Raw genomic sequence first — 22,700 nt, forward strand, 5'->3', positions numbered from 1 at the left:
GCAGCCGACCCTGATCAAAGGCCACAACAAGATGCGCGTGTTCCAGGAGGAAATCTTCGGGCCGGTGGTGGCCGTCACCACCTTCAAGGACGAAGCCGAAGCGCTGGCGATCGCCAACGACACCGAGTTCGGTCTGGGCGCTGGCGTCTGGACCCGCGACATCAACCGCGCCTACCGCATGGGTCGTGGCATCAAGGCCGGTCGCGTGTGGACCAACTGCTACCACCTCTACCCGGCGCATGCCGCGTTCGGTGGCTACAAGAAGTCCGGCGTCGGTCGCGAAACCCACAAGATGATGCTCGACCACTACCAGCAGACCAAGAACCTGCTGGTCAGCTACGACATCAATCCGCTGGGCTTCTTCTGATTGGATGGGCTCCGGCGCAGCGCGCTCCCGCCGCGCCGGTTTCTTTGCTGGCACCTTAGGGTGCAGGGTCTTTCCGGGAGTTTCTCCCTCATGTCACCCGGGTGACTCGTTCGCAACGCGGCTTTTCAGCCGCGTTTTTTTATGCGCGGCAGAAGCGGCGTTCGTCGGCAGGCTGCGTGTTCCGGGGCACTACGAAGGCAGGTTGAAATCTACTTCCAAAGTACCATTCTGCCGGTGGCGGAGTGGGTGCTTAATGAGGGTGCCGGGCATTTCCGGCGCCACGTATAAGAAGAGGATCGAGCCATGTGGACCAAACCCGAATACACCGATCTGCGTATTGGTTTTGAAGTGACGATGTATTTCGCCAATCGTTGATCGTTTCCGCCCCGGCTCCGGCCGGGGCTTCGCTTTCAGGGGTAGCCCATGTTCATCCAGGTTCTCGGATCCGCTGCGGGCGGTGGTTTTCCGCAGTGGAACTGCAACTGCGCCAACTGCGCCGGTTTGCGTGCCGGCACGCTGCGGGCCCAGTCGCGCACCCAGTCGTCTATCGCCATCAGCGAGGACGGCGTCGAATGGGTGCTGTGCAACGCCTCGCCGGACATCCGCGCCCAGCTGGAAGGCTTTCCCAAACTGCAGCCCGCGCGCAAGCCGCGTGATACCGCCATCGCCGCAATCGTCCTGCTCGACAGCCAGATCGACCACACCACCGGGCTGCTGACGCTGCGCGAAGGCTGCCCGCACGAGGTCTGGTGTACCGAAATGGTCCACCAGGACCTGACCAGCGGCTTTCCGCTGTTCAACATGCTGGAGCACTGGAATGGCGGACTGAAGTGGAATCGTATCGAACTGCAGGGCAGCTTCGTCATTCCGGCGTGCCCGAACCTGCTGATCACGCCGGTTCCGCTGCGCAGCTCAGCGCCACCGTATTCGCCGCATCGCAACGATCCGCATCCGGGCGACAACATCGGCCTGTTGATCGAGGATCGGCGCAGCGGCGGCACACTGTTCTATGCGCCGGGGCTGGGGCAGATCAGCGATGGGCTGCTGGCAATCATGCGCCGCGCCGACTGCCTGCTGGTGGATGGCACGCTCTGGCGTGACGACGAAATGCGCGTGCGCGAGGTCGGCGATAAGCTCGGAACCGAGATGGGGCACCTGCCACAGAGCGGCCCGGGCGGCATGATAGAGGTGCTCGACGGGTTGCCGGCGGCACGCAAGGTGCTCATCCATATCAACAACACCAACCCGATTCTCGACGAAGACTCCGCCGAGCGGGAAATTCTCGGCGAACACGGCATTGAGGTGGCGTTCGATGGCATGAGCATCGAACTGTAGCCGCGCACGCACCGCGCTCCGAATACCGAACAGAACGATAAGAAAAGGAATACCGTTATGACCCTGCCAGCCATGAGCCCCGCCGAATTCGAACAGGCGCTGCGCGCCAAGGGCGAGTACTACCACATCCATCATCCGTTCCACCGGGCGATGTATGCCGGCCAGGCCACGCGCGAACAGATCCAGGGCTGGGTCGCCAACCGCTTCTACTATCAGGTCTGCATTCCGGTGAAGGATGCGGCGATCATGGCCAACTGCCCGGACCGCGACACCCGCCGCGAGTGGATTCAGCGCATCATCGACCACGACGGGCGGCCCGGCGAAGAGGGCGGCATCGAGGCCTGGCTGCGGCTGGCTGAAGCCGTGGGGCTGGATCGCGAGCAGGTGCTGTCGCAGGAGCTGGTGCTGCCCGGCGTGCGCTTCGCGGTGGATGCTTACGTCAACTTCGCCCGTCGCGCCAGTTGGCAGGAAGCGGCCAGCAGCTCGCTGACCGAACTGTTCGCGCCGACCATCCACCAGTCGCGACTGGATGCTTGGCCGCAGCATTACCCGTGGATCGATGCGTCCGGCTACGACTATTTCCGCAAGCGCCTGAAGGAGGCGCGCCGCGACGTCGAACATGGCCTGCGCATCACCCTGGAACACTACCGCACCCGTGAAGCCCAGGAGCGCATGCTGAACATCCTGCAGTTCAAGCTCGACGTGCTCTGGAGCATGCTGGACGCCATGAGCATGGCCTACGAGCTGGATCGTCCGCCGTACCACACGGTGACCGCCGAGCGAGTCTGGCACAAGGGCATTGCGCTGTAAGTCGCGGATCGGCTGCGTAGGGTGGAAAATGGCCACGGGGCTTTTCCACCGTAGTGAACAGTGGTGGGAAGCACTGTGCGGGCTTCCCACCCTACGGAGAATGACGATGAGCGAAAACATCCTGCTCAAGATTCCGGCCCTGCGCCGCGGCTTTCGCTTTCAGTTCGAGCCGGCGCAACAGTGCCATGTGCTGCTCTATCCCGAGGGCATGATCAAGCTCAACGACAGCGCCAGCGAGATTCTCAAGCGCGTGGACGGCGCGCGCACGGTGGGCGGCATCGTCGCGGACCTGCAGGTGAGTTTTCCGGCGGCGGAAGGTATCGCCGAAGACATCCTGGCGTTCCTGGAGGTGGCCGTTGAACGGTTCTGGATCGAGCTTCGCTAAACCCGGCTTTGAACCCGGTCCGCCGCTCTGGCTGCTCGCCGAGCTGACCTATCGCTGCCCGCTGCAGTGCCCGTACTGCTCCAACCCGCTGGATTTCGCCCGCAGCCACGAGGAGCTCAGCACTGCGGAATGGATCGAGGTGTTTCGTCAGGCCCGCGAGATGGGCGCCGCACAGCTGGGATTTTCCGGCGGCGAGCCGCTGGTCCGCGAGGATCTGGCCGAACTGATCGGCGCAGCGCGCAAGCTCGGCTACTACACCAACCTGATTACCTCCGGCATCGGCCTGACCGAAGCGAAGATCGCGAGCTTCGCCGAGGCCGGGCTCGATCACATTCAGATCAGCTTTCAGGCCGCCGACGAGGAGGTGAACAATCTGCTGGCCGGCTCGAAGAAGGCCTTCGCCCACAAGCTGGAAATGGCCCGAGCGGTGAAGAAGCATGGCTACCCGATGGTGCTCAACTTCGTTACTCACCGGCACAACATCGACAACATCGACCAAATCATCCGCCTGTGCATCGAATTGGAAGCCGATTTCGTCGAGCTCGCCACCTGCCAGTTCTACGGCTGGGCCGAGCTGAACCGCGCCGGCCTGCTGCCGAGCAAGGAGCAGCTGGTGCGCGCCGAGCGCATCACCAATGAGTGGCGCGACAAGCTGGCCGCGGAGAACCACCCGTGCAAGCTGATCTTCGTCACCCCGGATTACTACGAGGAGCGCCCCAAGGCCTGCATGAACGGCTGGGGCAACCTGTTCCTCGACATCACCCCGGATGGCACCGCGCTGCCTTGTCACAGCGCGCGACAGCTGCCGGTGGAGTTTCCCAACGTGCGCGAGCACAGCGTCGAGTACATCTGGCGCCACTCGTTCGGCTTCAACAAGTTTCGCGGCTACGACTGGATGCCCGAGCCGTGCCGCAGCTGTGACGAGAAGGAAAAGGACTTCGGCGGTTGCCGCTGCCAGGCCTTCATGCTCACCGGCGATGCCGCCAACGCCGACCCGGTGTGCAGCAAGTCGCCACAGCACGGCAAGATTCTCGCCGCGCGTGAGCAGGCCGAACATGCGGCTCTGGGGCTCGATCAGCTGCAACACCGCAACGAAAAGGCCTCGAAACTGATCTGCAAGATGTAGTGCCCATGAATGAGCGTGCGACGGTTCCCTATGGCTTCTGGCCCAGCGACTGGAGCGCCGAAAGCGCCGCCGCGGCCTGCGGCGATTTCACCGAGCTGCGCGCCGGGCATAACGGGCTGTTCTGGATTGCCTACGACCCCGGCGAGGCACGCTGCAGCCTGTGGTACTGGCGCGATGGCGGTGCACGCTGCCTGACGCCGGCCGGCTACTCGCTGCGCAGCCGGGTCTACGAATACGGCGGCGGCGCCTTCTGCCTGACCGCGCAGGGCATAGCGTTCGTCAACGAGGCTGACCAGCAGATTCACCTGCAGACCTTGACGGCGGAGGGTAGCCCCAGCCCGCCAACGCCGCTGACCGCCAACGGCGCCGGTCGCTATGGCGCGCTTCACTTCGATAGCTGTAGCGCTGCGATCCTGGCGGTAGAGGAGGACCACGCGCAACAGCCCGTGCGGCATCGCATCGTCAGCATTGATCTGGCCGATGGCGCACGGAGGGTTGTGGCCGAGGGCGCGGATTTCTACTCCTCGCCTGTGACGAACAGCCAGGGCGACCGATTGGCCTGGATCCAGTGGAGCCGCCCCGAGCAGCCCTGGACGTTCACCAGCCTTTGGCTCGCGGAGCGCGGTGCCGACGGCGTCTGGGGCGCGCCCCATTGCGTAGCTGGGACTGAGGGTGAGGAAGCGTTGCAGCAACCGCGCTTCTGCGCCCTCGGCGAGCTGTATTGTCTGTCCGACCGCGCAGGCGGCTGGCAACCCTGGCGCGAGCGGGCGGGGCGCCTGCAGCCCCTCGAACTGGATATGGCGGCGGATGTCGACTGCGCGCCGGCGCCCTGGGAACTGGCGACCTGCAGCTACCTGCCGCTGGCTAACGGCGGCATGCTGCTGACCCGCATGAGCGATGGTCAGGGCCTGTTGTTCGAGTACGCCGACACGGGCAGGGTGCGGCAACTGGCCAACGATTTCTCGCGCTGCCGCCAGCTAACCGCCGACGACCACCACTTCTACTGCATCGCCGGATCGCCCGCGCACACCCCGGCGGTGCTGGCGATTGCGCGAGACAGCGGCAGCGTGCGGATACTCGCCGGCGGCGTACGACCGCTGCACGACGATGAGCTTGCGCGTCCGCAGAGCCTGTACTTTGCCACCGGAGCCGCCGCCGGCGAACGCGCACATGCGTTCTTCTATCCGCCGTGCAACGCGCACTGCATCGGGCCGGACGGCGTGCGGCCGCCGCTGCTGGTATTCGTTCACGGCGGGCCGACGTCGGCGTGCTACCCGGTCTTCGATCCGCGTATCCAGTTCTGGACGCAGCGCGGTTTTGCCGTGGTCGACGTTAACTATCGTGGCAGCAGCGGCTTCGGTCGCGCCTATCGGATGCGGCTGCGCGAGCAGTGGGGCGTGCTGGATGTCGAGGATGCATGCCAGGTGGTCGATGCGCTGGCCGAGCGCGGCTGGATCGACGCCACACGGGCCTTCATCCGAGGGTCGAGCGCTGGCGGCTATACCGCACTCTGCGCCCTGGCCGCCGATTCGCGCTGGCGCGGCGGCGCCAGCCTGTACGGCGTCAGCGACCCGCTGGCGCTGCGGCGCGGCACCCACAAGTTCGAGGGCGACTACCTGGACTGGCTGATCGGCGACCCGTGCCAGGTGCCGCAGCGCTTCCAGCAGCGTGCGCCGTTGCACAATGCGGGACGGATCGAGGCGCCGGTGATCTTCTTCCAAGGCGGCCGCGATGCCGTGGTGCTGCCCGGCCAGACCGAGTCGATGGTGGCGGCACTGCGCGCACGCGGCGTTCCGGTCGAGTACCGGCTCTATCCCGAGGAGAGGCACGGCTTCCGCCAAGCGCGCCATTTGGCTGACGCGCTGACTGGTGAATGGCGCTTTTACCAGCGGCTGTTGTAGGCGCGGGCCGGCGACGGCCGGTCGCCTTTCGGTGGATTGCTTTAGCTGAGTAATGCAGTAGGCTTGCGCCGTTGTAACAAAAAATAAAAAGGCCGCAGTCATGAGCCCGAATATCAGCCTTCAGCGTAAATTCGTATCCCCTGAAATTGTCTTCGGCGCCGGCTGTCGGCACAGCGTCGGTACCTGCGCGAGCAACTTCGGCGCGCGCAAAGTGTTGCTGGTGTCCGACCCCGGCGTGGTCGCCGCGGGTTGGGTGGCCGACGTGCAGGCCAGCCTGGAGCGCCAGGGCGTCGAGCACCACCTGTTCACCGAGGTGTCGCCGAACCCCCGTTGCGAGGAGGTGATGCTCGGCGCCGAGGCCTACCGCAACCAGGGCTGCAACGTGATCGTCGCCGTCGGTGGCGGCAGCCCGATGGATTGCGCCAAGGGCATCGGCATCGTCGTCGCTCACGGCCGCCACATCGTTGAGTTCGAGGGCGTGGACACCCTGCGGATTCCCAGTCCGCCGCTGATCCTGATTCCCACCACTGCTGGCACTTCGGCGGACGTCTCGCAGTTCGTGATCATCTCCAATCAGGATGAGCGAATGAAGTTTTCCATCGTCAGCAAGGCCGCCGTGCCGGACGTCTCGCTGATCGACCCGGAAACCACCCTGAGCATGGACCCGTTCCTCTCCGCCTGTACCGGTATCGACGCGCTGGTGCATGCCATCGAGGCGTTCGTCTCCACCGGGCACGGCCCGCTGACCGATCCGCACGCGCTGGAGGCGATGCGCCTGATCAACGGCAATCTAGTGCAGATGATCAGCAACCCGGCCGACCTGGCACTGCGCGAGCAGATCATGCTCGGCAGCATGCAGGCGGGCCTGGCGTTCTCCAACGCCATTCTCGGCGCAGTGCACGCCATGTCGCACAGCCTCGGCGGTTATCTGGATCTGCCCCATGGCCTGTGTAACGCGGTGCTGGTCGAGCATGTGGTCGCGTTCAACTACGACGCCGCGCCGGACCGCTTTAAGGTGGTCGCGCAGACGCTGGGCATCGACACCCGCGGCCTGAACCACCGGCAGGTGCGCGAGCGGCTGGTCAGCCACCTGATCAGCCTCAAGCAGGCGATCGGCTTCAACGAAAGCCTTGGGCTGCACGGCGTGCGGCTGACCGACATTCCGTTCCTTTCCCACCATGCGATGCAGGACCCATGCATCCTCACCAATCCGCGCTCGTCGACACAGAGGGACGTCGAGGTCGTCTATGCCGAAGCCCTCTGACGAGCAGCAGCGGGCGCTGACCCAGCTGCTCGGCTTCGGCAGCCATTCGGCGCGCAAGAGCCATTACCCGGAGCTGCTGGCGCGTCTGGAAGAGCTGGAAGCCGAGCGCAATCGCTACAAATGGCTGTTCGAGCACGCCGTGCATGGCATTTTCCAGGCCAGCCTGCAGGAGGGCATTCGCGCGGCGAACCCGGCGCTGGCGCGGATGCTGGGGTACGAGACCCCGGAAGAAGCGCTGTGGGCGCTGACCGATCTTTCGCATCACCTGTTCATCGGTGGCGAGGATGAGCTGCGGCAGATTCGCTACACGCTGAGCCAGCAGCACGGTCTGTTCGGCTATGAAACGCGATTGCGGCGTCGTGATGGCAGCGCCATCTACGTGCTCATGAACCTGCTGCTCAAGCCCGACGAAGATGGCCTGGTGGAAGGCTTCGTCGCCGACATCACCGAGCGCAAGCTCGCCCAGCTGCGCTTGCTGCAGCTCAACGAGCAGCTCGAACAGCGCGTCGCCGAGCGTACCTGCGAGCTGCGCGATGCGCGCGATGCCGCCGAAGCCGCCAACTTGAGCAAGGACAAGTACCTGGCCGCCGCCAGCCATGACCTGCTGCAACCGCTGAATGCCGCGCGCCTGCTGATCTCGACCCTGCGCGAGCGCAAGTTGCCCGGCGAGGAACTCAACCTCGTCGAGCGCGCACATCAGGCGCTGGAAGGTGCCGAAGACCTGCTCACCGATCTCTTGGATATTTCCAAGCTCGATCAGAGCGCGATCAAGCCGGATATCGACACCTATCGCCTGGACGAAGTGTTGTTGCCGCTGGTTTCCGAGTTCCAGCCGGTCGCCGCGGCGGCTGGCCTGCAGTTGGCGCATTTCATTCCGGCGTACGCAATCCAAAGCGATTTCCGTCTGCTGACGCGCATCCTGCGCAACTTCCTCAGCAACGCCTGTCGCTACACCGAACACGGCCGGGTGCTGCTCGGTGCACGCAAGCGCGGCGCGGCGCTGCGCATCGAGGTCTGGGACACCGGGCGCGGTATTCCCGCCGAGCAGATACAGTCGGTCTTCCTCGAATTCAACCAACTCAACGTCGAGCGTGCCGCCGAGCGGCGCGGCGTCGGTCTGGGGCTGGCGATCGTCGATCGTATCGCCAAGATGCTCGACTACCGCATCCAGGTGCGTTCGCAGCCGGGGCGCGGCTCGGTCTTCAGCATCGAGGTACCGCTGGCCGAGGCGTTGCCGGCGCGCACGAGCGAGGTGTTGGCCGGTCTGCCGCAGCTGGGCAACCCGCTGCCAGGGCGGCGTCTGCTGGTGCTCGACAACGAACTCAGCATCCTTCACAGCATGGCTGCGTTGCTCGGCCAGTGGGGCTGCGAAGCGCTCACCGCAACCGACGAAGCCAGCGCCCTGGAAGTGCTGCAAGGGCACGCGCCGGAGCTGATCCTTGCCGACTATCACCTGGACCTCGGGGTCACCGGCTGGGAAGTGGTGCAGGCGCTGCGCCTGCACTTCAACGCGGCGATTCCGCTGGTGATGATTACCGCCGACCGCAGCGACGAGTGCCGCAAACAGCTGCAGGGGCTTGGCGTGCCGGTGTTGAACAAGCCCGTCAAGGCCGGCAAGATGCGCTCCGTGCTTAGCCACCTGCTCGGCGAACGACCGTCCGCGGACGGTGCCTGAAGGCGATCTCGATCAAGTTCTTGTTAACCCGCCCGCCGCTACACTGGCCGCCATGAAAACCTGTCTGTCACTGTGCCTGCTACTGCTGATCAGCCTCGCGCTTCCCGTCAACGGGCTGGTCGCGGCTGAGCGCATGGCGCAGCCTTGCACGATGCAACTGGCAGACACGCAACATGGCGCTATGCAGCACGTGTCGGACCCGCACGCCGGCCAGCATGGCGACCACGGGCACGACGGCAATCCGCAGTGCAAGAGCGGCCATCAGTGCAAGACCGGGTGTCTGTTGCAGTTCGACGTACCGCGCGCGGACGTCGATGCGCCGCCATCCCGGCTGATCGTCTACCTTCCCGACTTCATTCCTCCGCGTAACGGCGCCGACGTCTGGCGTCCCCCGTGCGCCTGATTCCCCATCCGAGCTGACTGGTCCGTCGCCTGGCGACTGGCCTCGCGCGTGCCCGTTCGGCACGCAGGATCTGAGGAATCCGCAGATGCAATCCCGATTGATGCGAGACATTCGCGTGCGCGCCGCTGTGGCCGCGTGCGTTCTGGCGTTGCCGGCTGCCGCCAGCGCGCTGAGCTTCGACGAGGCCCAAACGCTGGCCCAGCAACAGGCGCCGTCCCTACAGGCCGAAGCGGCCAAACTGCAGGCCGCTCGTAGCGACGCCGTACCTGCCGGCGAACTGCCCGACCCGAAACTGTTGCTCGGCGTACAGAGCGTGCCGATCGAGGGCAACGACCGCTGGAGCCTGGACCGCGACGGCATGACCATGAGCATGGTCGGTCTGATGCAGGACGTGCCCAACCGCGACAAGCGCCGTGCCCGGGTCGAGGTGGCGAATGCCGCTATCCAGCGTGCCGCTGCCGAGCGCGTGGTCGAGGCACTGAACGTGCGCCAGGCCACTGCTCAGGCGTGGATCGCCAGTCACACCATCGAGCGCAAGCTGGCGACCTTCGACGCGCTCTACGCCGAGAATCGCCTGCTCAGCGAAACCGTGCGGGCGCGGATTGCCGGCGGACGCGGACAGGCCGCCGACAGCGTGCTACCGCGCCAGGAAGCGGCCTTGCTCGACGAGCGCGCCGACGAGCTGCAACGCCAGCGTCGGCAGGCCCGCGCCGCGCTCGCCCGCTGGATCGGCGAAGCCGCCAGCGAACCGCTGGAGGGCAGCGTGCCGCACTGGCCGCTCGACGCCCCGGCGCTGCAGCGCGAGCTGCACCGGCATCCGCAACTGCAGGCTTACACGCCGATGACGCAGCAGGCGCAAGCGCGTATCCGCGAGGCGACCGCGGAGAAGAAACCCGACTGGAGCTGGGAAGTGGACTATCTGCGCCGCGGCCAGGAATTCGGCGACATGGTCAACCTGCAGGTCAGCTTCGACCTGCCACTGTTCACCAGCACGCGGCAGAACCCGCGCATCGCCGCCCGGCACGCCGAACTCAACCAGCTGGAAGCTGAGCGCGAGGCGCTGGAGCGGCAGTTCGCCGAGCAACTGGACAGTGAACTGGCCGAGCTCGACCGCCTGCAACGCGCTCTGACGCGCACCCGCGAGGTGCTGCTGCCGTTGGCGCGCGAGCGTAGCGAACTCAGCCTGGCTGACTACCGCGCCGGGCGCGGCGAGCTGGAGGCGCTGCTGACGGCGCGTCGTGAGCTGATCGAAACGCGCCTGAAGGAAATCGACCTCGATGGCCTGCAGGCCATCGCTGCCAGCCGCCTGTACTTCGCCTATGGAGATGCGCAATGAGCCAGACCGTTCTCAAGACCGGCGTACTGATCGCCGTCACCACCGCGCTGGGGCTGGCTGGTGGCTACTGGTTGGCCTCGCGCCAGCCGCATGCCGTGCCGCAGGATGTATCCACCCGTGCCGCCAGCGAGCGCAAGGTGCTCTATTGGTACGACCCGATGGTGCCGCAGCAACGCTTCGACCAGCCGGGTAAATCACCGTTCATGGACATGGACCTGGTGCCACGTTACGCCGACGAGGCAGACGCCGCCGGCGCGCCAGCGGTGCGTATCGACGCCGACATTACCCACAACCTCGGCGTGCGCCTGGCCACGGTCAGCCGCGGCGAGCCGGCGCGCAACATCGAGGCCGTCGGGGTGCTGGGCCTCAATGATCGTGACGTGGCGGTGGTGCAGGCGCGCGCGGCAGGCTTCGTCGAGCGCGTCTACCGGCTAGCGCCGGGCGATGTGCTCACGGCCGGCGCGCCGCTGGTGGACCTGCTGATACCCGAGTGGGTGGCGGCGCAAGAGGAGTTTCTCGCGTTGCGCCGCAGCGGCGAACGCGCGCTGCTGGACGGTGCGCGCCAACGCCTGCGGCTGGTCGGCATGCCGGCCGAAGCGATCCGCCAGCTGGAGCGCTCCGGCCGGGTGCAGGCACTGCAGACCGTGCGTGCGCCCATCGGCGGTGTGCTGCAGGAACTGGACGTGCGCGAAGGCATGAACGTCGGCGCCGGCGCGCCGCTGGCGCGAATCAACGGGCTGGACAGCGTCTGGCTCGAGGTTGCCGTGCCTGAGGCGCAGGCCGGCGGCATTCGCACGGGGCAGGCGGCGACGGCGCATTTGCCGGCGCTGCCCGGTGAGCCAATCGCCGGCACGGTAACGGCGGTGCTGCCCGAGGCCACGGCGGCCAGCCGCACCCTGCGTGTACGGGTGGAACTGCCCAACGCCGGAGGGCGGTTGCGCCCAGGCCTTAGCGCGCGAGTCGAACTGGCCGAGCAGGGCGCGCAGAGTGCATTGCTGATCCCCAGCGAGGCGGTGATCCGCACCGGCAAGCGCGCGTTGGTTATGCTCGCCGAAGCCGGTGGCCGCTATCGCCCGGTGGAGGTGCAGCTCGGTGTCGACAGCGGCAGCCAGACTGCCATCCTGCAGGGGCTGGAGGAGGGCCAGCAGGTGGTCGCGTCCGGGCAGTTCCTGCTCGATTCCGAGGCCAGCCTGCGCGGCATCACCGCCGTTGCCGAGCAGCCGGCAGCGGCACATGAACATGCCGATGCCGCACCAGCCGAGCCTTCCACACACGCGATGCATGAGCCTGCTATGCCGATGCATGCGGCCCAGACGCCGATCGTCGCAGCGTTGCACGAGGCCGAAGGACGCATCGTCGAGATCACCGCGCAGGGCGTGAAGGTCGCCCATGGCCCATTCAAGACCCTCGGCATGCCGGGCATGACCATGCGCTTTGCGGTGAAGGATGCTCATCTGCTGCACGGGGTGCAGGTCGATGACCGGGTACGTTTCGCCGTGCGCGAGACTGGCGCCGGGTTGGTCATCGAGCAGCTGGAGCGGCTGCCATGATCGCCGCGCTGATTCGCTGGTCGGTGGTCAACCGCTTTCTGGTACTGCTGGCGACGCTGCTGATGACCGCGGTGGGCATCTGGTCGCTGCGCACCACGCCAATCGACGCGCTGCCGGACCTGTCCGACGTGCAGGTGATCATCCGCACGCCGTATCCGGGACAGGCGCCGCAGATCGTCGAGAACCAGATCACTTATCCGCTGACCACCACCATGCTCTCGGTGCCCGGGGCAAAGACGGTGCGCGGCTATTCGTTCTTCGGCGACAGCTTCGTCTACGTGCTGTTCGAGGATGGCACCGACCTGTACTGGGCGCGCTCACGAGTGCTGGAGTACCTGAGCCAGGTGCAGAGCCGGCTGCCGGACGGCGCCAAACCGTCGCTGGGCCCGGACGCCACCGGTGTCGGCTGGATCTACCAGTACGCGCTAGTCGACCGCAGCGGCACGCACGACCTGGCGCAACTGCGCAGCTTGCAGGACTGGTTCCTCAAGTTCGAGTTGATCACCCTGCCGAACGTCGCCGAGGTCGCCACCATCGGCGGCATGGTCCGCCAATACCAGGTGCTGCTCGACCCGCTGAAGCTGGCCAGCTTCGGCATAACCCAGGCGCAGGTGACCGAGGCCATCGGCAGCGCCAACCAGGAAACCGGCGGTGCGGTGCTGGAACTCGCGGAAACCGAGTACATGGTGCGCGCCTCGGGCTACCTGCAGACGCTCGACGACTTCCGCCAGATTCCGTTGCAGCTCAGCGCCGCCGGGGTGCCGGTGACGCTCGGCGATGTCGCGCACATTCAGCTCGGCCCGGAGATGCGCCGCGGCATCGCCGAAATGGACGGTGAAGGGGAAACCGTCGGTGGCGTGATCATCCTGCGCAGCGGCAAGAACGCGCGGGAAACCCTGGCGGCCGTGCATGCCAAGCTCGACGAGTTGAAGAAGAGCCTGCCGCAGGGCGTGGAGATCGTCACTACCTACGACCGCAGCCAGCTGATCGACCGCGCGGTGCACAACCTGAGCTTCAAGCTACTGGAGGAGTTCATCGTCGTCGCACTGGTTTGCGGGCTGTTCCTCTGGCACCTGCGCTCATCGCTGGTGGCCATCGTCTCGCTGCCGATCGGCGTGCTGCTGGCCTTTGCGGTGATGCGTTACCAGGGCATCAACGCCAACATCATGTCGCTGGGCGGCATTGCCATCGCCATCGGCGCGATGGTCGATGCAGCGGTGGTGATGATCGAGAACGCGCACAAGAAGGCCGAGGCCTGGCGGCATGCCAATCCCGGCCGGACACTGGAAGGCGAGGAACACTGGCGGGTGATGACCGAGGCGGCGCAGGAGGTCGGCCCGGCGCTGTTCTTCTGCCTGCTGATCATCACGCTGTCATTCATCCCGGTGTTCACCCTCGAAGCGCAGGAAGGCCGGCTGTTCGGCCCGCTGGCGTTTACCAAGACCTACGCGATGGCTGCTGCCGCCGGGCTTTCGGTGACGCTGGTGCCGGTGCTGATGGGCTACTGGATTCGCGGCCGGCTGCCGGATGAGACGCGCAATCCGCTCAACCGCGGACTGATCCGGGTTTACCGGCCGGCGCTCGACGCGGTGCTGGAGTATCCGAAAACCACCCTGGTCGCCGCGCTGCTGATCCTGGCGACCACGCTGTGGCCAATGACTCGGCTGGGCGGCGAGTTCCTCCCGCCGATGGACGAGGGCGACCTGCTCTACATGCCGTCGGCACTGCCGGGGCTGTCGGCGCAGAAGGCCGCGCAGCTGTTGCAGCAGACCGACCGGATGATTCGCACGGTGCCGGAAGTTGCCACGGTGTTCGGCAAGGCCGGGCGCGCCGAGTCGGCCACCGATCCGGCGCCGCTGGAGATGTTCGAGACCACCATTCAGTTCAAGCCCCGCGAGCAGTGGCGCGCCGGCATGACGCCGGAAAAACTGGTGGAGGAGCTGGATCGCGCGGTGCAGGTGCCGGGACTGACCAATATCTGGATTCCGCCGATCCGCAATCGCATCGACATGCTCGCCACCGGCATCAAGAGTCCCATCGGGGTGAAGATCGCCGGCGCCAATCTGGAGGAGATCGACCGGGTCAGCCAGCAGGTCGAAGCCATTGCCAAGGGCGTGCCAGGGGTCAGCTCCGCCCTGGCGGAACGTTTGGTCGGCGGGCGCTACATCGATATCGACATCGACCGCCAGGACGCCGCGCGCTATGGGCTGAACATCGCCGACGTCCAGGCCATCGTCGCCGGCGCCATCGGCGGCGAAACCGTCGGCGAAACAGTGGAAGGCCTGGCGCGTTACCCGATCAGCGTGCGTTACCCGCGTGAATGGCGCGACTCGCCGCAGGCTCTGGAGCAGTTGCCGATCCTTACGCCACGGGGCGCGCAGATCACCCTCGGCAGCGTGGCGCGGGTGCGTATCAGCGACGGCCCACCGATGCTGCGTAGCGAGAACGCGCGGCTGTCCGGCTGGGTGTACGTCGATGTGCGCGGGCGCGACATCGCCTCGGTGGTGGCGGACCTGCGGCAGGCGGTGAGCGCCGGCGTCGAACTGCAACCGGGCATGAGCCTGAGCTACTCCGGCCAGTTCGAGTACCTCGAACGCGCCAACGAGCGGCTCAAGCTTGTGGTACCGGCGACGCTGCTGATCATCTTCGTGCTGCTCTACCTGACCTTCGGGCGTATCGACGAGGCGCTGCTGATCATGCTCACGTTGCCGTTCGCGCTGACCGGTGGCGTCTGGTTCCTCTACCTGATGGGCTACAACCTGTCGGTGGCGACCGGCGTCGGCTTCATCGCCTTGGCCGGGGTGGCGGCGGAATTCGGGGTGATCATGCTGCTGTACCTCAAGCATGCCTGGAGCGACCGTCAGCAGGCCGACCGGCATGACGAGGCGGCGCTGTGCGAGGCCATCCGCGAAGGCGCCGTGCAACGTGTGCGGCCCAAGGCGATGACCGTCGCGGTGATCGTCGCCGGTTTGCTGCCGATCCTGCTCGGTGCCGGTACCGGCAGCGAGGTGATGAGCCGCATCGCCGCACCGATGGTCGGTGGCATGTTGAGCGCGCCGCTGTTGTCGCTGTTCGTGTTGCCGGCGGCCTATCGGCTGATGCGCCGCCCACGTCGCTAGCTCGGCGGGCAGCGGCGGGCGCCCGATGCTCGTCCGCTGTCTCGACTACGCGCGCTGACGCGGCAGGCCGAGGGACACCAGCGCCGCGAGCAGGACGAACGCGCTGGAAATCCACAGGCAGGCCGTGAGTCCATAGGCCTGATAGGCCCAGCCGGAAAGCAGGGTACCGATGAGCCGACCGAGGGCGTTGGACATGTAGTAGAAACCGACGTCCAGCGACACGCCATCTTCCTTGGCGTAGGAGACGATCAGGTAGCTGTGCAGCGCGGAATTCACCGCGAACAGGGCACCGAATGCCAGTAGGCCGACGATCAGCACGGTCTGCGCCGGCCAACCGCCGGCGAGGCCCAGCGCGATGGCCGCCGGTAACGCAGCGAGCGGCACCGCCCAGGCAAAGGCGGCGCGGCCACCCGGTGCCTGACCTCGGCGCTTGCCGGTGAGGTAAGGCGCAAGGCTCTGCACCACGCCGTAGCCGATCACCCAGACGGCGAGGAAACCGCCGACCTGCCAGACATCCCAACCGAACACGCTGGCGAGATAGACCGGCAGGGCAACGACGAACCACACGTCGCGCGCACCGAACAGGAACAGCCGCGCGGCCGACAGCACGTTGATCGCCCGGCTCTTGGATAACAGGTCACGGAACTTCGGCTTGGCCCGAGCCTTGCCCAGGTCACGCCGCAGCAACACCAGGCTGGCCAGCCAGATCAGTGCCAGCGCCGCCGCCATCGCCAGCAGCGAGCCCTGGAAACCGAACAAGGCGAGCAGGGCGCCGCCTAGAAAGAAACCCACGCCCTTGAGCGCGTTCTTCGAACCCGTAAGCAGCGCGATCCAGCGATACAGTCGCCCCTGCTGCCCGTCGACGACCAGCAGCTTGATCGAGCTCTTGGCGCTCATCTTGTTGAGGTCCTTGGCGATGCCGGACAGCGCCTGCGCCGTCATCACCCAGGGCACACCGAGCAGCGCGTCCGGCACGGTCAACATCAGCAGTGCCGCCACCTGCAAGCCAAGCCCCAAGTTCATGGTTCGGTTAAGGCCGATGCGCGCGCCCAGCCAGCCGCCGAGCAGGTTGGTCACCACGCCGAAGAATTCGTAGAACAGGAACAGCGCGGCAATCTGCAGCGGCGTGTAGCCCAGACCGTGGAAATGCAGCACCACCAGCATGCGCAACGCGCCATCGGTGAGGGTGAAGGCCCAGTAATTGCCAGTGATCAGCAGGTACTGGCGGATTTCAGGAGAGAAGCGGGTGAGGGCGCGCATGAACGGTTCCAGGCCGGCGTGATGGGTAACAGGTGGAAAAGGCCGGTGGCCGTTTTCCACCCTACGATTCGCGATCAATACCGTAGGGTGGAAAACTCGCGCAGCGATTTTCCACCTGAACGGCAATGCCGGCCTCAGCCGGCCAGGCCGACCTTGCGCGCCAGCTCGACGGTGCGGTTGGCGTAGCCCCATTCGTTGTCGTACCAGGCGTAGATCTTCACCTGAGACCCGTTGACCACCAGCGTCGACAGTGCGTCGATGACCGACGAGCGCGGGTCGGTGCGATAGTCGATGGACACCAGCGGACGCTCCTCGTAGCCGAGGATGCCCTGCAGTTCGCCTTCGGCGGCGGCCTTGAGCAGTTGGTTCACCTCCTCGATCGTGGTCGCGCGCTCTACCTCGAATACGCAATCGGTCAGCGAGGCGTTGGCCAGCGGCACGCGCACGGCGTGGCCATTCAGCCGGCCGCGCAGCTCGGGGAAAATCTCGGCGATGGCGGTGGCCGAGCCGGTGGTGGTCGGGATCAGGCTCATGCCCGAGGCGCGGGCACGGCGCAGGTCCTTGTGCGGCTGGTCGAGGATGCTCTGGGTGTTGGTCAGATCGTGAATGGTGGTGATCGAGCCGTGGCGGATGCCCAGGGCCTCATGGATCACCTTGACCACTGGCGCCAGGCAGTTGGTGGTGCAGGAAGCGGCGGTGACGATGCGGTGCTGCGTCGGGTCGAACAGCTGGTCGTTGACGCCCATGACGACGTTCAGCGCACCGGCTTCCTTGACTGGCGCGCTGACCACCACGCGCTTGACGCCCTGGTCGAGGTAGGCCTGCAGCACCGCGACAGTCTTCATCTTGCCGCTGGCCTCGATCACCACGTCGCAGCCGCTCCAGTCGGTGTCGGCGATGGCTTTGTTGGCGCTGACTCGAATGCGTTTGCCGGTGATCACCACGTCGTCGCCGTCGCTGCTCGCCTCATGCTGCCAGCGCCCATGCACCGAATCGAAGTTGAGCAGATGGGCGTGGGTCGCGGCGTCGCCGGCCGGATCGTTGATCTGCACGAACTCCAGCTCCGGCCAGCCCCAGGCTGCGCGAAGCGCCAGCCGTCCGATGCGGCCGAAGCCGTTGATGCCTATTTTGATGGTCATGTTCGAGTCTCTGACGGATTGACAGCCTGTTAGATGCTGCGCTGATTGACGCGCCGGGACAGCGCTTCGGCCGATTCCTTGCGCTCGGAATAGCGGTCGACTAGATACTCGGCTTGCCCGCGCAGCAGCAAAGTGAACTTGAGCAGCTCCTCCATCACATCCACCACGCGGTCGTAGTAGGACGAGGGCTTCATGCGGTCGCTCTCGTCGAACTCCTGCCACGCCTTGGCTACGGATGACTGGTTGGGGATGGTGAACATGCGCATCCAGCGTCCGAGTACGCGCATCTGGTTGACCGCGTTGAATGACTGCGAGCCGCCGCAGACCTGCATCAGTGCCAGGGTCTTGCCCTGCGTCGGGCGCACCGCACCGAGCGTCAGCGGCACCCAGTCGATCTGCGCCTTGAACACCGCGCTCATCGCGCCATGCCGCTCCGGCGAGCACCACACCTGGCCTTCGGACCACTGCATCAGTTCGCGCAGTTCCCGCACCTTGGGATGGTCATCCGGTGCGTCGTCCGGGAGGGGCAGGCCGGAGGGGTGGAAGATGCGTGTCTCGGCGCCCATGCTTTCGAGCAGGCGCGCGGCTTCCAGGGTCAGTAGCCGGCTGAACGAGCGCTCGCGGTTGGAGCCGTAGAGCAGCAGGATGCGCGGCGGATGGGTGGCGGGCGCATCGATGGCGCCCAGCTTGTCCATGCTGGGGGTGTCGAGCAGTTCGGCTTCGATATTGGGCAGGTCGTTGAACATGGGCTTCATCCGGATAAAGAGGGGGCGGCTGTCGCTGCAGGCCGAATTTCAGTCGCAGGCGGGCTTGCGACCAGGCCGGTCACGCATCTGCCAGAGGCGTTGCACGTCCTGACGCAGCCATTCGATGTTGTTCGCCAGGGTCGCTTTGAGCATGTCCGTGACCCATGCCGGCAGTTGCGGATGCAGGCGGTAGTACACCCATTGGCCGTTACGCCGATCCTCCAGCAGGCCGCAGCTGCGCAGCAGCGCGAGGTGGCGGGAGATCTTGGGCTGGACCTGGTCCAGCGCCGCGGTCAGTTCGCACACGCACAGTTCCTGCTCCAGACTGACGAGCAGCGCGATACGCGTCCGGGTTTCGTCGGCCAGGCATTTGAATAGCTCGACGGGCGATAGCGAATCGCTCTGCGCGACTGCGCGGGTTGGTTTGCTGGTGATCAGCACGAACATCCTCAGCCGTTCGTGGATCTCCTGCAGCGTCCTGCGATAGGCATCCGGCTGCGTACTTGCCGCCGGATCCGCGAAGTTCCAGGCGATGTACTCGCCGGTACCGGGAAGCGACAGGCACTCCAGCGCGGATTTGTCACACAGGGTGATCACATAGTCGAAAGGCTCGCCCGCAACCTGCTCGATGGACTTGCTGACAAGCCCCTCGGTTGACACGCCCAGGTGTTCCAGTGCTTCGCGGGTGCGGGGATCCACTTGGGTGGGAGCGGTACCAGCACTGACGGCCTCGAAGTGCTCGGAGTCGATGTGGCGCAGCAACGCTTCCGCCATTTGCGAGCGCGAGGAGTTCGCCACGCAGAGGAACAGGACACGTTTTCTCCGACTCATGTTGATCCTCGTCAGACTGGTATATGGCTGAATATATTATTTTGAATATATACGGTAAAGCGAATATCGTGATCGTCAATTTGTGTATCAAGGTGGACAGCAAATGACAAATGCATGTGAGGTCGCCATGAAGCGGTCCGCGGCGGCTCCGCTGGGCTTCTTCGAGCGCTACCTGACGGTGTGGGTGTTCCTGTGCATTGCCTTCGGCACGGCGCTCGGGCTACTCGTGCCGGAGGCCGCGCAGGCTGTGGGAGGCATGGAGATCGCGCAGGTCAACATCCCGGTGGGTGTGCTGATCTGGGTGATGATCGTCCCGATGCTGATGAAGATCGACTTCGGCGCGCTGCATGAGGTCCGCGAGCAGAAGGCCGGCATGGCCGTGACGTTGTTCGTCAACTGGGGGGTCAAGCCGTTCAGCATGGCGCTGATCGGCTGGCTGTTCATCAAGGTGCTGTTCGCCAAGTGGCTGCCGGCCGACGAGCTGGACAGTTACATGGCCGGACTGATCCTGCTCGGCGCCGCACCCTGCACGGCGATGGTGTTCGTCTGGAGCTATTTGTGCAACGGTAACGCCAACTTCACTATCACCCAGGTGGCGCTCAACGACCTGGTGATGGTGTTCGCTTTTGCTCCCATCGTTGCGTTGCTGCTCGGGGTGACATCCATTCCGGTGCCGTGGGATACATTGCTGCTCTCGGTGGTGATGTACATCGTCATCCCGTTGGTCATCGCCCAGTTCCTGCGCGCGCGGCTGATGAAGCGCGGCGAGGCGCATTTCCAGGCGGTGCTGGCGAAGGTTTCACCGTTCTCCATCGTCGCTCTGTTGGCCACGCTGGTGCTGTTGTTCTCCTTCCAGGGCAAGACCATCGTCGCGCAGCCGCTGGTGATCGGCATCCTTGCCGTGCCGCTGCTGCTGCAGACATTGTTCATCGCCGCGCTCGGCTATTGGCTATGCCGCCGTCTCAGGGTTCGCCACGACGTGGCTGGTCCGGCGACCATGATCGGCGCTTCCAACTTCTTCGAGCTGGCGGTGGCGGTGGCCATCGTCCTCTATGGTTTCGATTCCGGCGCGGCGTTGGCCACGGTGGTCGGCGTACTGATCGAAGTTCCGGTGATGCTCTGGCTGGTGCGCATGGTCAACAGCAGCCGCGCCTGGTACGAGCGCGCCTTGCCGCGCAGCTGAGGAACGACTCATGGAAATCTTCAAGTGGCTGAACGATCAGTTGTTGCGCATGGACTGGCTGGCGTCTCTGGTGCGGCTGCTGGTGGAGGACATATTCGGCCTGGACATGGCCAGCCGGATCGGCGGCAGTCTGCATTTCTTCATCTATGACGTGATCAAGATTTTCATCCTGCTGTCGGTGCTGATCTTCGGCCTCTCCTGGATTCAGAGCTATTTCCCGCCGGAGCGCACGCGGCGCATTCTTGGCCGCATGCGCGGCTTTCGGGCTAACCTCGCTGGCGCATTGCTGGGAACGGTCACGCCGTTCTGCTCCTGCTCGTCGATCCCGCTGTTCATCGGCTTCACCAGTTCGGGTCTGCCGCTGGCGGTGACCTTCTCGTTCCTGATCTCCTCGCCGCTGGTCGATCTGGCGTCGATGATCCTGTTGGCCAGCATCTTCAACTGGTCGATTGCGCTGGCCTACGTGGTAGTGGGCATCGTGCTGGCAGTGATCGGCGGGACGCTGATTGGCAAGGTTGGGATGGAGCAGTACGTCGAGGCCTTCGTCACGCAACAGAAGGTCCTGGACCTCCCACAGGAACAGCTCACCCTGCGCGACCGCCTGACCTACGCTCGCGAGCAGGTGGGAGAGATCATCCGCAAGGTTTGGCTGTATATCCTGATCGGCGTGGGCATCGGCGCTGCCATTCACAACTGGATTCCGGCGGGTCTGATCGAAAAGGTCATCGGCCAGGACAACTGGTGGTCGGTGCCGCTGGCCACGCTGGTGGCCGCGCCGATGTACGCCGACATCTTCGGCACTCTGCCGATCGCCGAGGCGCTGGTCGCCAAGGGCGTTGGCCTGGGCACCGTACTGGCGTTCATGATGTCGGTCACCGCGCTGTCGCTGCCGTCGCTGATCATGCTGAAACAGGTGGTCAAGGCGCCGCTGCTGGCGCTGTTCGTTACCGTCGTGCTGATGGGCATCATGCTGATCGGCTATCTGTTCAATGCATTTGCTTACCTGTTCATCTGAGATGAGAGATTCGCCATGCTGATCAAGATCCTGGGTTCCGGTTGCAGAAAGTGCGTGACCCTGGCCGACAATACGCGCCAGGCGCTGGCAGCGCTGGGACGCGAGGCGGAGGTGGTCAAGGTGACCGACTTCGGCGAAATCGCCCGTTACGGGGTGATGAGCACGCCAGCACTGGTCATCGATGAGACGGTCGTGTCGGCGGGCAAGGTGTTGACGACCGATGAAATCGCTGCGCTGGTTGAGGCGCAATGAGTGGCTGCGATGGCCCCTGCGGTTGCGCGCCGCATCCGCAGGCAACCCATGCGTCGGAGGCGGGTGGCCGCTGGGTCAGCCTGTTCCACGTTCCGAAGATGGATTGCCCGGCGGAGGAGCGGCTGATCCGCATGGCCCTCGACGGTCACGTATCGGCAGGCGGCCTGGCGTTCGATCTTCCCGCCCGGCAGCTGCAGGTTACGCATGACGGTGCCATCGAGCCAATCGCCGAACGGCTGGGTAATCTCGGATTGGGCGCAACGCTGCTCGAAACCCGGGCAGCGGCGGTTGGTGCTCCGTCAGGCCGCGCGAACGAGGCCGGCGAAGCCGGGACCCTGAAGCTGCTGTTGGCGATCAATGCCTTCATGTTCGTGGCCGAGATGCTCGCCGGGTTGATTGCCCAGTCCGCCGGATTGATCGGTGATTCGCTGGACATGTTCGCTGACGCCGCCGTCTACGGGGTGGCGCTGTATGCCGTTGGCCGTGGCGCGCGACTGCAGATGAACGCCGCGCGGCTTGCCGGCCTGCTCCAGTTGCTGCTCGCCGTTGGACTGCTGGTCGAAGTGGGGCGGCGCTTCGTCTTCGGCAGCGAGCCGCAGTCGCTGTCCATGATGGTCGTCGCCGGCTTCGCCTTGCTGGCCAACGTGCTCTGCCTGCTGCTGATTCACCGACATCGCGAAGGCGGCGTGCATATGCGCGCCAGCTGGATATTTTCCGCCAACGATGTGCTGATCAACGCCGGTGTAATCGTGGCCGGAGCGCTGGTTGCCTGGAGCGGATCGCGTTACCCGGACCTGCTGATTGGCAGTCTGATCGGCATCCTGGTCGCGCTGGGCGCGCGTCGAATACTGGCGTTGCGGGCCTGAATGGTCTGCACTCCATGGCCAATGGCTTACAAGCGTTGCGCTGTAGGTTTTGGCTGACAGGTGGCGCCGAACGCTTTGCGTCGTGGGTCGTAGCCGTTGTGGCGGAGGGGCTGCGACGATTTTTCGTCACCGCGGAT

Annotated in this window: 21 protein-coding genes; 17 read left to right on the forward strand and 4 right to left on the reverse strand. The window is 65.3% G+C overall.

All coding sequences use genetic code 11. The features are described 5' to 3' along the window. The 13 genes from U8L64_RS02765 to U8L64_RS02825 form a co-directional block, all read left to right on the forward strand. The coding region (locus U8L64_RS02765) for an aldehyde dehydrogenase family protein (RefSeq protein WP_333393806.1) at window positions 1-367 on the forward strand (367 nt) is incomplete at its 5' end. Window positions 368-670: 303 nt separating this feature from the next. Beyond that, entirely contained in the window at window positions 671-742 is a 72-nt protein-coding gene (gene pqqA, locus U8L64_RS02770) for a pyrroloquinoline quinone precursor peptide PqqA (RefSeq protein ID WP_003291121.1), read from the forward strand. Between the two features lie 48 nt (window positions 743-790). After that, window positions 791-1,702, forward strand: coding sequence for a pyrroloquinoline quinone biosynthesis protein PqqB (pqqB, locus tag U8L64_RS02775; RefSeq protein ID WP_043295529.1), 912 nt, complete (start codon window positions 791-793; stop codon window positions 1,700-1,702). Between the two features lie 57 nt (window positions 1,703-1,759). Then, on the forward strand, window positions 1,760-2,512 hold the full coding sequence (pqqC, locus tag U8L64_RS02780) for a pyrroloquinoline-quinone synthase PqqC (protein ID WP_003291119.1): 753 nt from the start codon (window positions 1,760-1,762) through the stop codon (window positions 2,510-2,512). Window positions 2,513-2,618: 106 nt separating this feature from the next. After that, entirely contained in the window at window positions 2,619-2,897 is a 279-nt protein-coding gene (gene pqqD / locus U8L64_RS02785) for a pyrroloquinoline quinone biosynthesis peptide chaperone PqqD (protein WP_003291117.1), read from the forward strand. After that, complete coding sequence (gene pqqE / locus U8L64_RS02790; RefSeq protein WP_043295527.1) at window positions 2,869-4,023, forward strand: pyrroloquinoline quinone biosynthesis protein PqqE; 1,155 nt, start codon at window positions 2,869-2,871, stop codon at window positions 4,021-4,023. Before pqqD ends, pqqE begins: the two co-directional genes overlap by 29 nt. 5 nt (window positions 4,024-4,028) lie before the next feature. Beyond that, the gene (locus tag U8L64_RS02795) at window positions 4,029-5,924 is read left to right on the forward strand and encodes an alpha/beta hydrolase family protein (RefSeq protein ID WP_333393812.1); all 1,896 of its coding nucleotides are present in this window, start codon (window positions 4,029-4,031) and stop codon (window positions 5,922-5,924) included. A gap of 100 nt (window positions 5,925-6,024) precedes the next feature. Then, window positions 6,025-7,188 carry an alcohol dehydrogenase-like regulatory protein ErcA gene (gene ercA, locus U8L64_RS02800; protein WP_077683945.1) on the forward strand — a complete coding sequence of 388 codons (1,164 nt, stop codon included), beginning with the start codon at window positions 6,025-6,027 and terminating at the stop codon, window positions 7,186-7,188. Beyond that, entirely contained in the window at window positions 7,172-8,863 is a 1,692-nt protein-coding gene (locus U8L64_RS02805) for a hybrid sensor histidine kinase/response regulator (RefSeq protein WP_333393815.1), read from the forward strand. The genes ercA and U8L64_RS02805 overlap by 17 nt, the downstream gene beginning before the upstream one ends. Further along, window positions 8,856-9,266 carry a hypothetical protein gene (locus U8L64_RS02810; RefSeq protein ID WP_254697880.1) on the forward strand — a complete coding sequence of 137 codons (411 nt, stop codon included), beginning with the start codon at window positions 8,856-8,858 and terminating at the stop codon, window positions 9,264-9,266. Before U8L64_RS02805 ends, U8L64_RS02810 begins: the two co-directional genes overlap by 8 nt. Before the next feature lie 85 nt (window positions 9,267-9,351). Beyond that, on the forward strand, window positions 9,352-10,602 hold the full coding sequence (locus tag U8L64_RS02815) for a TolC family protein (RefSeq protein WP_138299920.1): 1,251 nt from the start codon (window positions 9,352-9,354) through the stop codon (window positions 10,600-10,602). Beyond that, window positions 10,599-12,152 carry an efflux RND transporter periplasmic adaptor subunit gene (locus tag U8L64_RS02820; RefSeq protein ID WP_333393818.1) on the forward strand — a complete coding sequence of 518 codons (1,554 nt, stop codon included), beginning with the start codon at window positions 10,599-10,601 and terminating at the stop codon, window positions 12,150-12,152. The genes U8L64_RS02815 and U8L64_RS02820 overlap by 4 nt, the downstream gene beginning before the upstream one ends. Further along, window positions 12,149-15,271: an efflux RND transporter permease subunit gene (locus U8L64_RS02825; RefSeq protein ID WP_333393820.1), complete on the forward strand. Its 3,123-nt coding sequence runs from the start codon at window positions 12,149-12,151 to the stop codon at window positions 15,269-15,271. Before U8L64_RS02820 ends, U8L64_RS02825 begins: the two co-directional genes overlap by 4 nt. A 45-nt stretch (window positions 15,272-15,316) precedes the next feature. Here U8L64_RS02825 and arsJ read toward each other — a convergent pair whose 3' ends face one another. From arsJ to U8L64_RS02845, 4 genes are all read right to left on the reverse strand, one after another. Then, window positions 15,317-16,531 carry an organoarsenical effux MFS transporter ArsJ gene (gene arsJ, locus U8L64_RS02830; RefSeq protein WP_333393822.1) on the reverse strand — a complete coding sequence of 405 codons (1,215 nt, stop codon included), beginning with the start codon at window positions 16,529-16,531 and terminating at the stop codon, window positions 15,317-15,319. A 134-nt stretch (window positions 16,532-16,665) separates the two neighbouring features. Continuing rightward, window positions 16,666-17,670 carry an ArsJ-associated glyceraldehyde-3-phosphate dehydrogenase gene (locus tag U8L64_RS02835; protein WP_333393824.1) on the reverse strand — a complete coding sequence of 335 codons (1,005 nt, stop codon included), beginning with the start codon at window positions 17,668-17,670 and terminating at the stop codon, window positions 16,666-16,668. Between the two features lie 29 nt (window positions 17,671-17,699). Further along, entirely contained in the window at window positions 17,700-18,416 is a 717-nt protein-coding gene (arsH, locus tag U8L64_RS02840; RefSeq protein WP_333393826.1) for an arsenical resistance protein ArsH, read from the reverse strand. A 48-nt stretch (window positions 18,417-18,464) separates the two neighbouring features. Then, entirely contained in the window at window positions 18,465-19,247 is a 783-nt protein-coding gene (locus U8L64_RS02845; RefSeq protein WP_043295512.1) for a metalloregulator ArsR/SmtB family transcription factor, read from the reverse strand. 103 nt (window positions 19,248-19,350) lie between these two features. Between U8L64_RS02845 and arsB the strand changes: the two genes are divergently transcribed. From arsB to U8L64_RS02865, 4 genes are read left to right on the forward strand one after another with little or no spacing between them, the layout of a single operon-like run. Continuing rightward, window positions 19,351-20,430: an ACR3 family arsenite efflux transporter gene (gene arsB, locus U8L64_RS02850; protein ID WP_177325135.1), complete on the forward strand. Its 1,080-nt coding sequence runs from the start codon at window positions 19,351-19,353 to the stop codon at window positions 20,428-20,430. A gap of 10 nt (window positions 20,431-20,440) precedes the next feature. Further along, window positions 20,441-21,445: a permease gene (locus tag U8L64_RS02855; RefSeq protein ID WP_333393832.1), complete on the forward strand. Its 1,005-nt coding sequence runs from the start codon at window positions 20,441-20,443 to the stop codon at window positions 21,443-21,445. Window positions 21,446-21,460: 15 nt separating this feature from the next. Beyond that, window positions 21,461-21,697 carry a thioredoxin family protein gene (locus U8L64_RS02860; RefSeq protein ID WP_333393834.1) on the forward strand — a complete coding sequence of 79 codons (237 nt, stop codon included), beginning with the start codon at window positions 21,461-21,463 and terminating at the stop codon, window positions 21,695-21,697. Next, window positions 21,694-22,563, forward strand: coding sequence for a cation transporter (locus U8L64_RS02865; RefSeq protein ID WP_333393836.1), 870 nt, complete (start codon window positions 21,694-21,696; stop codon window positions 22,561-22,563). The genes U8L64_RS02860 and U8L64_RS02865 overlap by 4 nt, the downstream gene beginning before the upstream one ends. Window positions 22,564-22,700 lie beyond the last annotated feature (137 nt).

It is taken from the genome of Pseudomonas sp. FIP_A4, from assembly GCF_036701605.1.
Lineage (GTDB): Bacteria > Pseudomonadota > Gammaproteobacteria > Pseudomonadales > Pseudomonadaceae > Stutzerimonas > Stutzerimonas phenolilytica.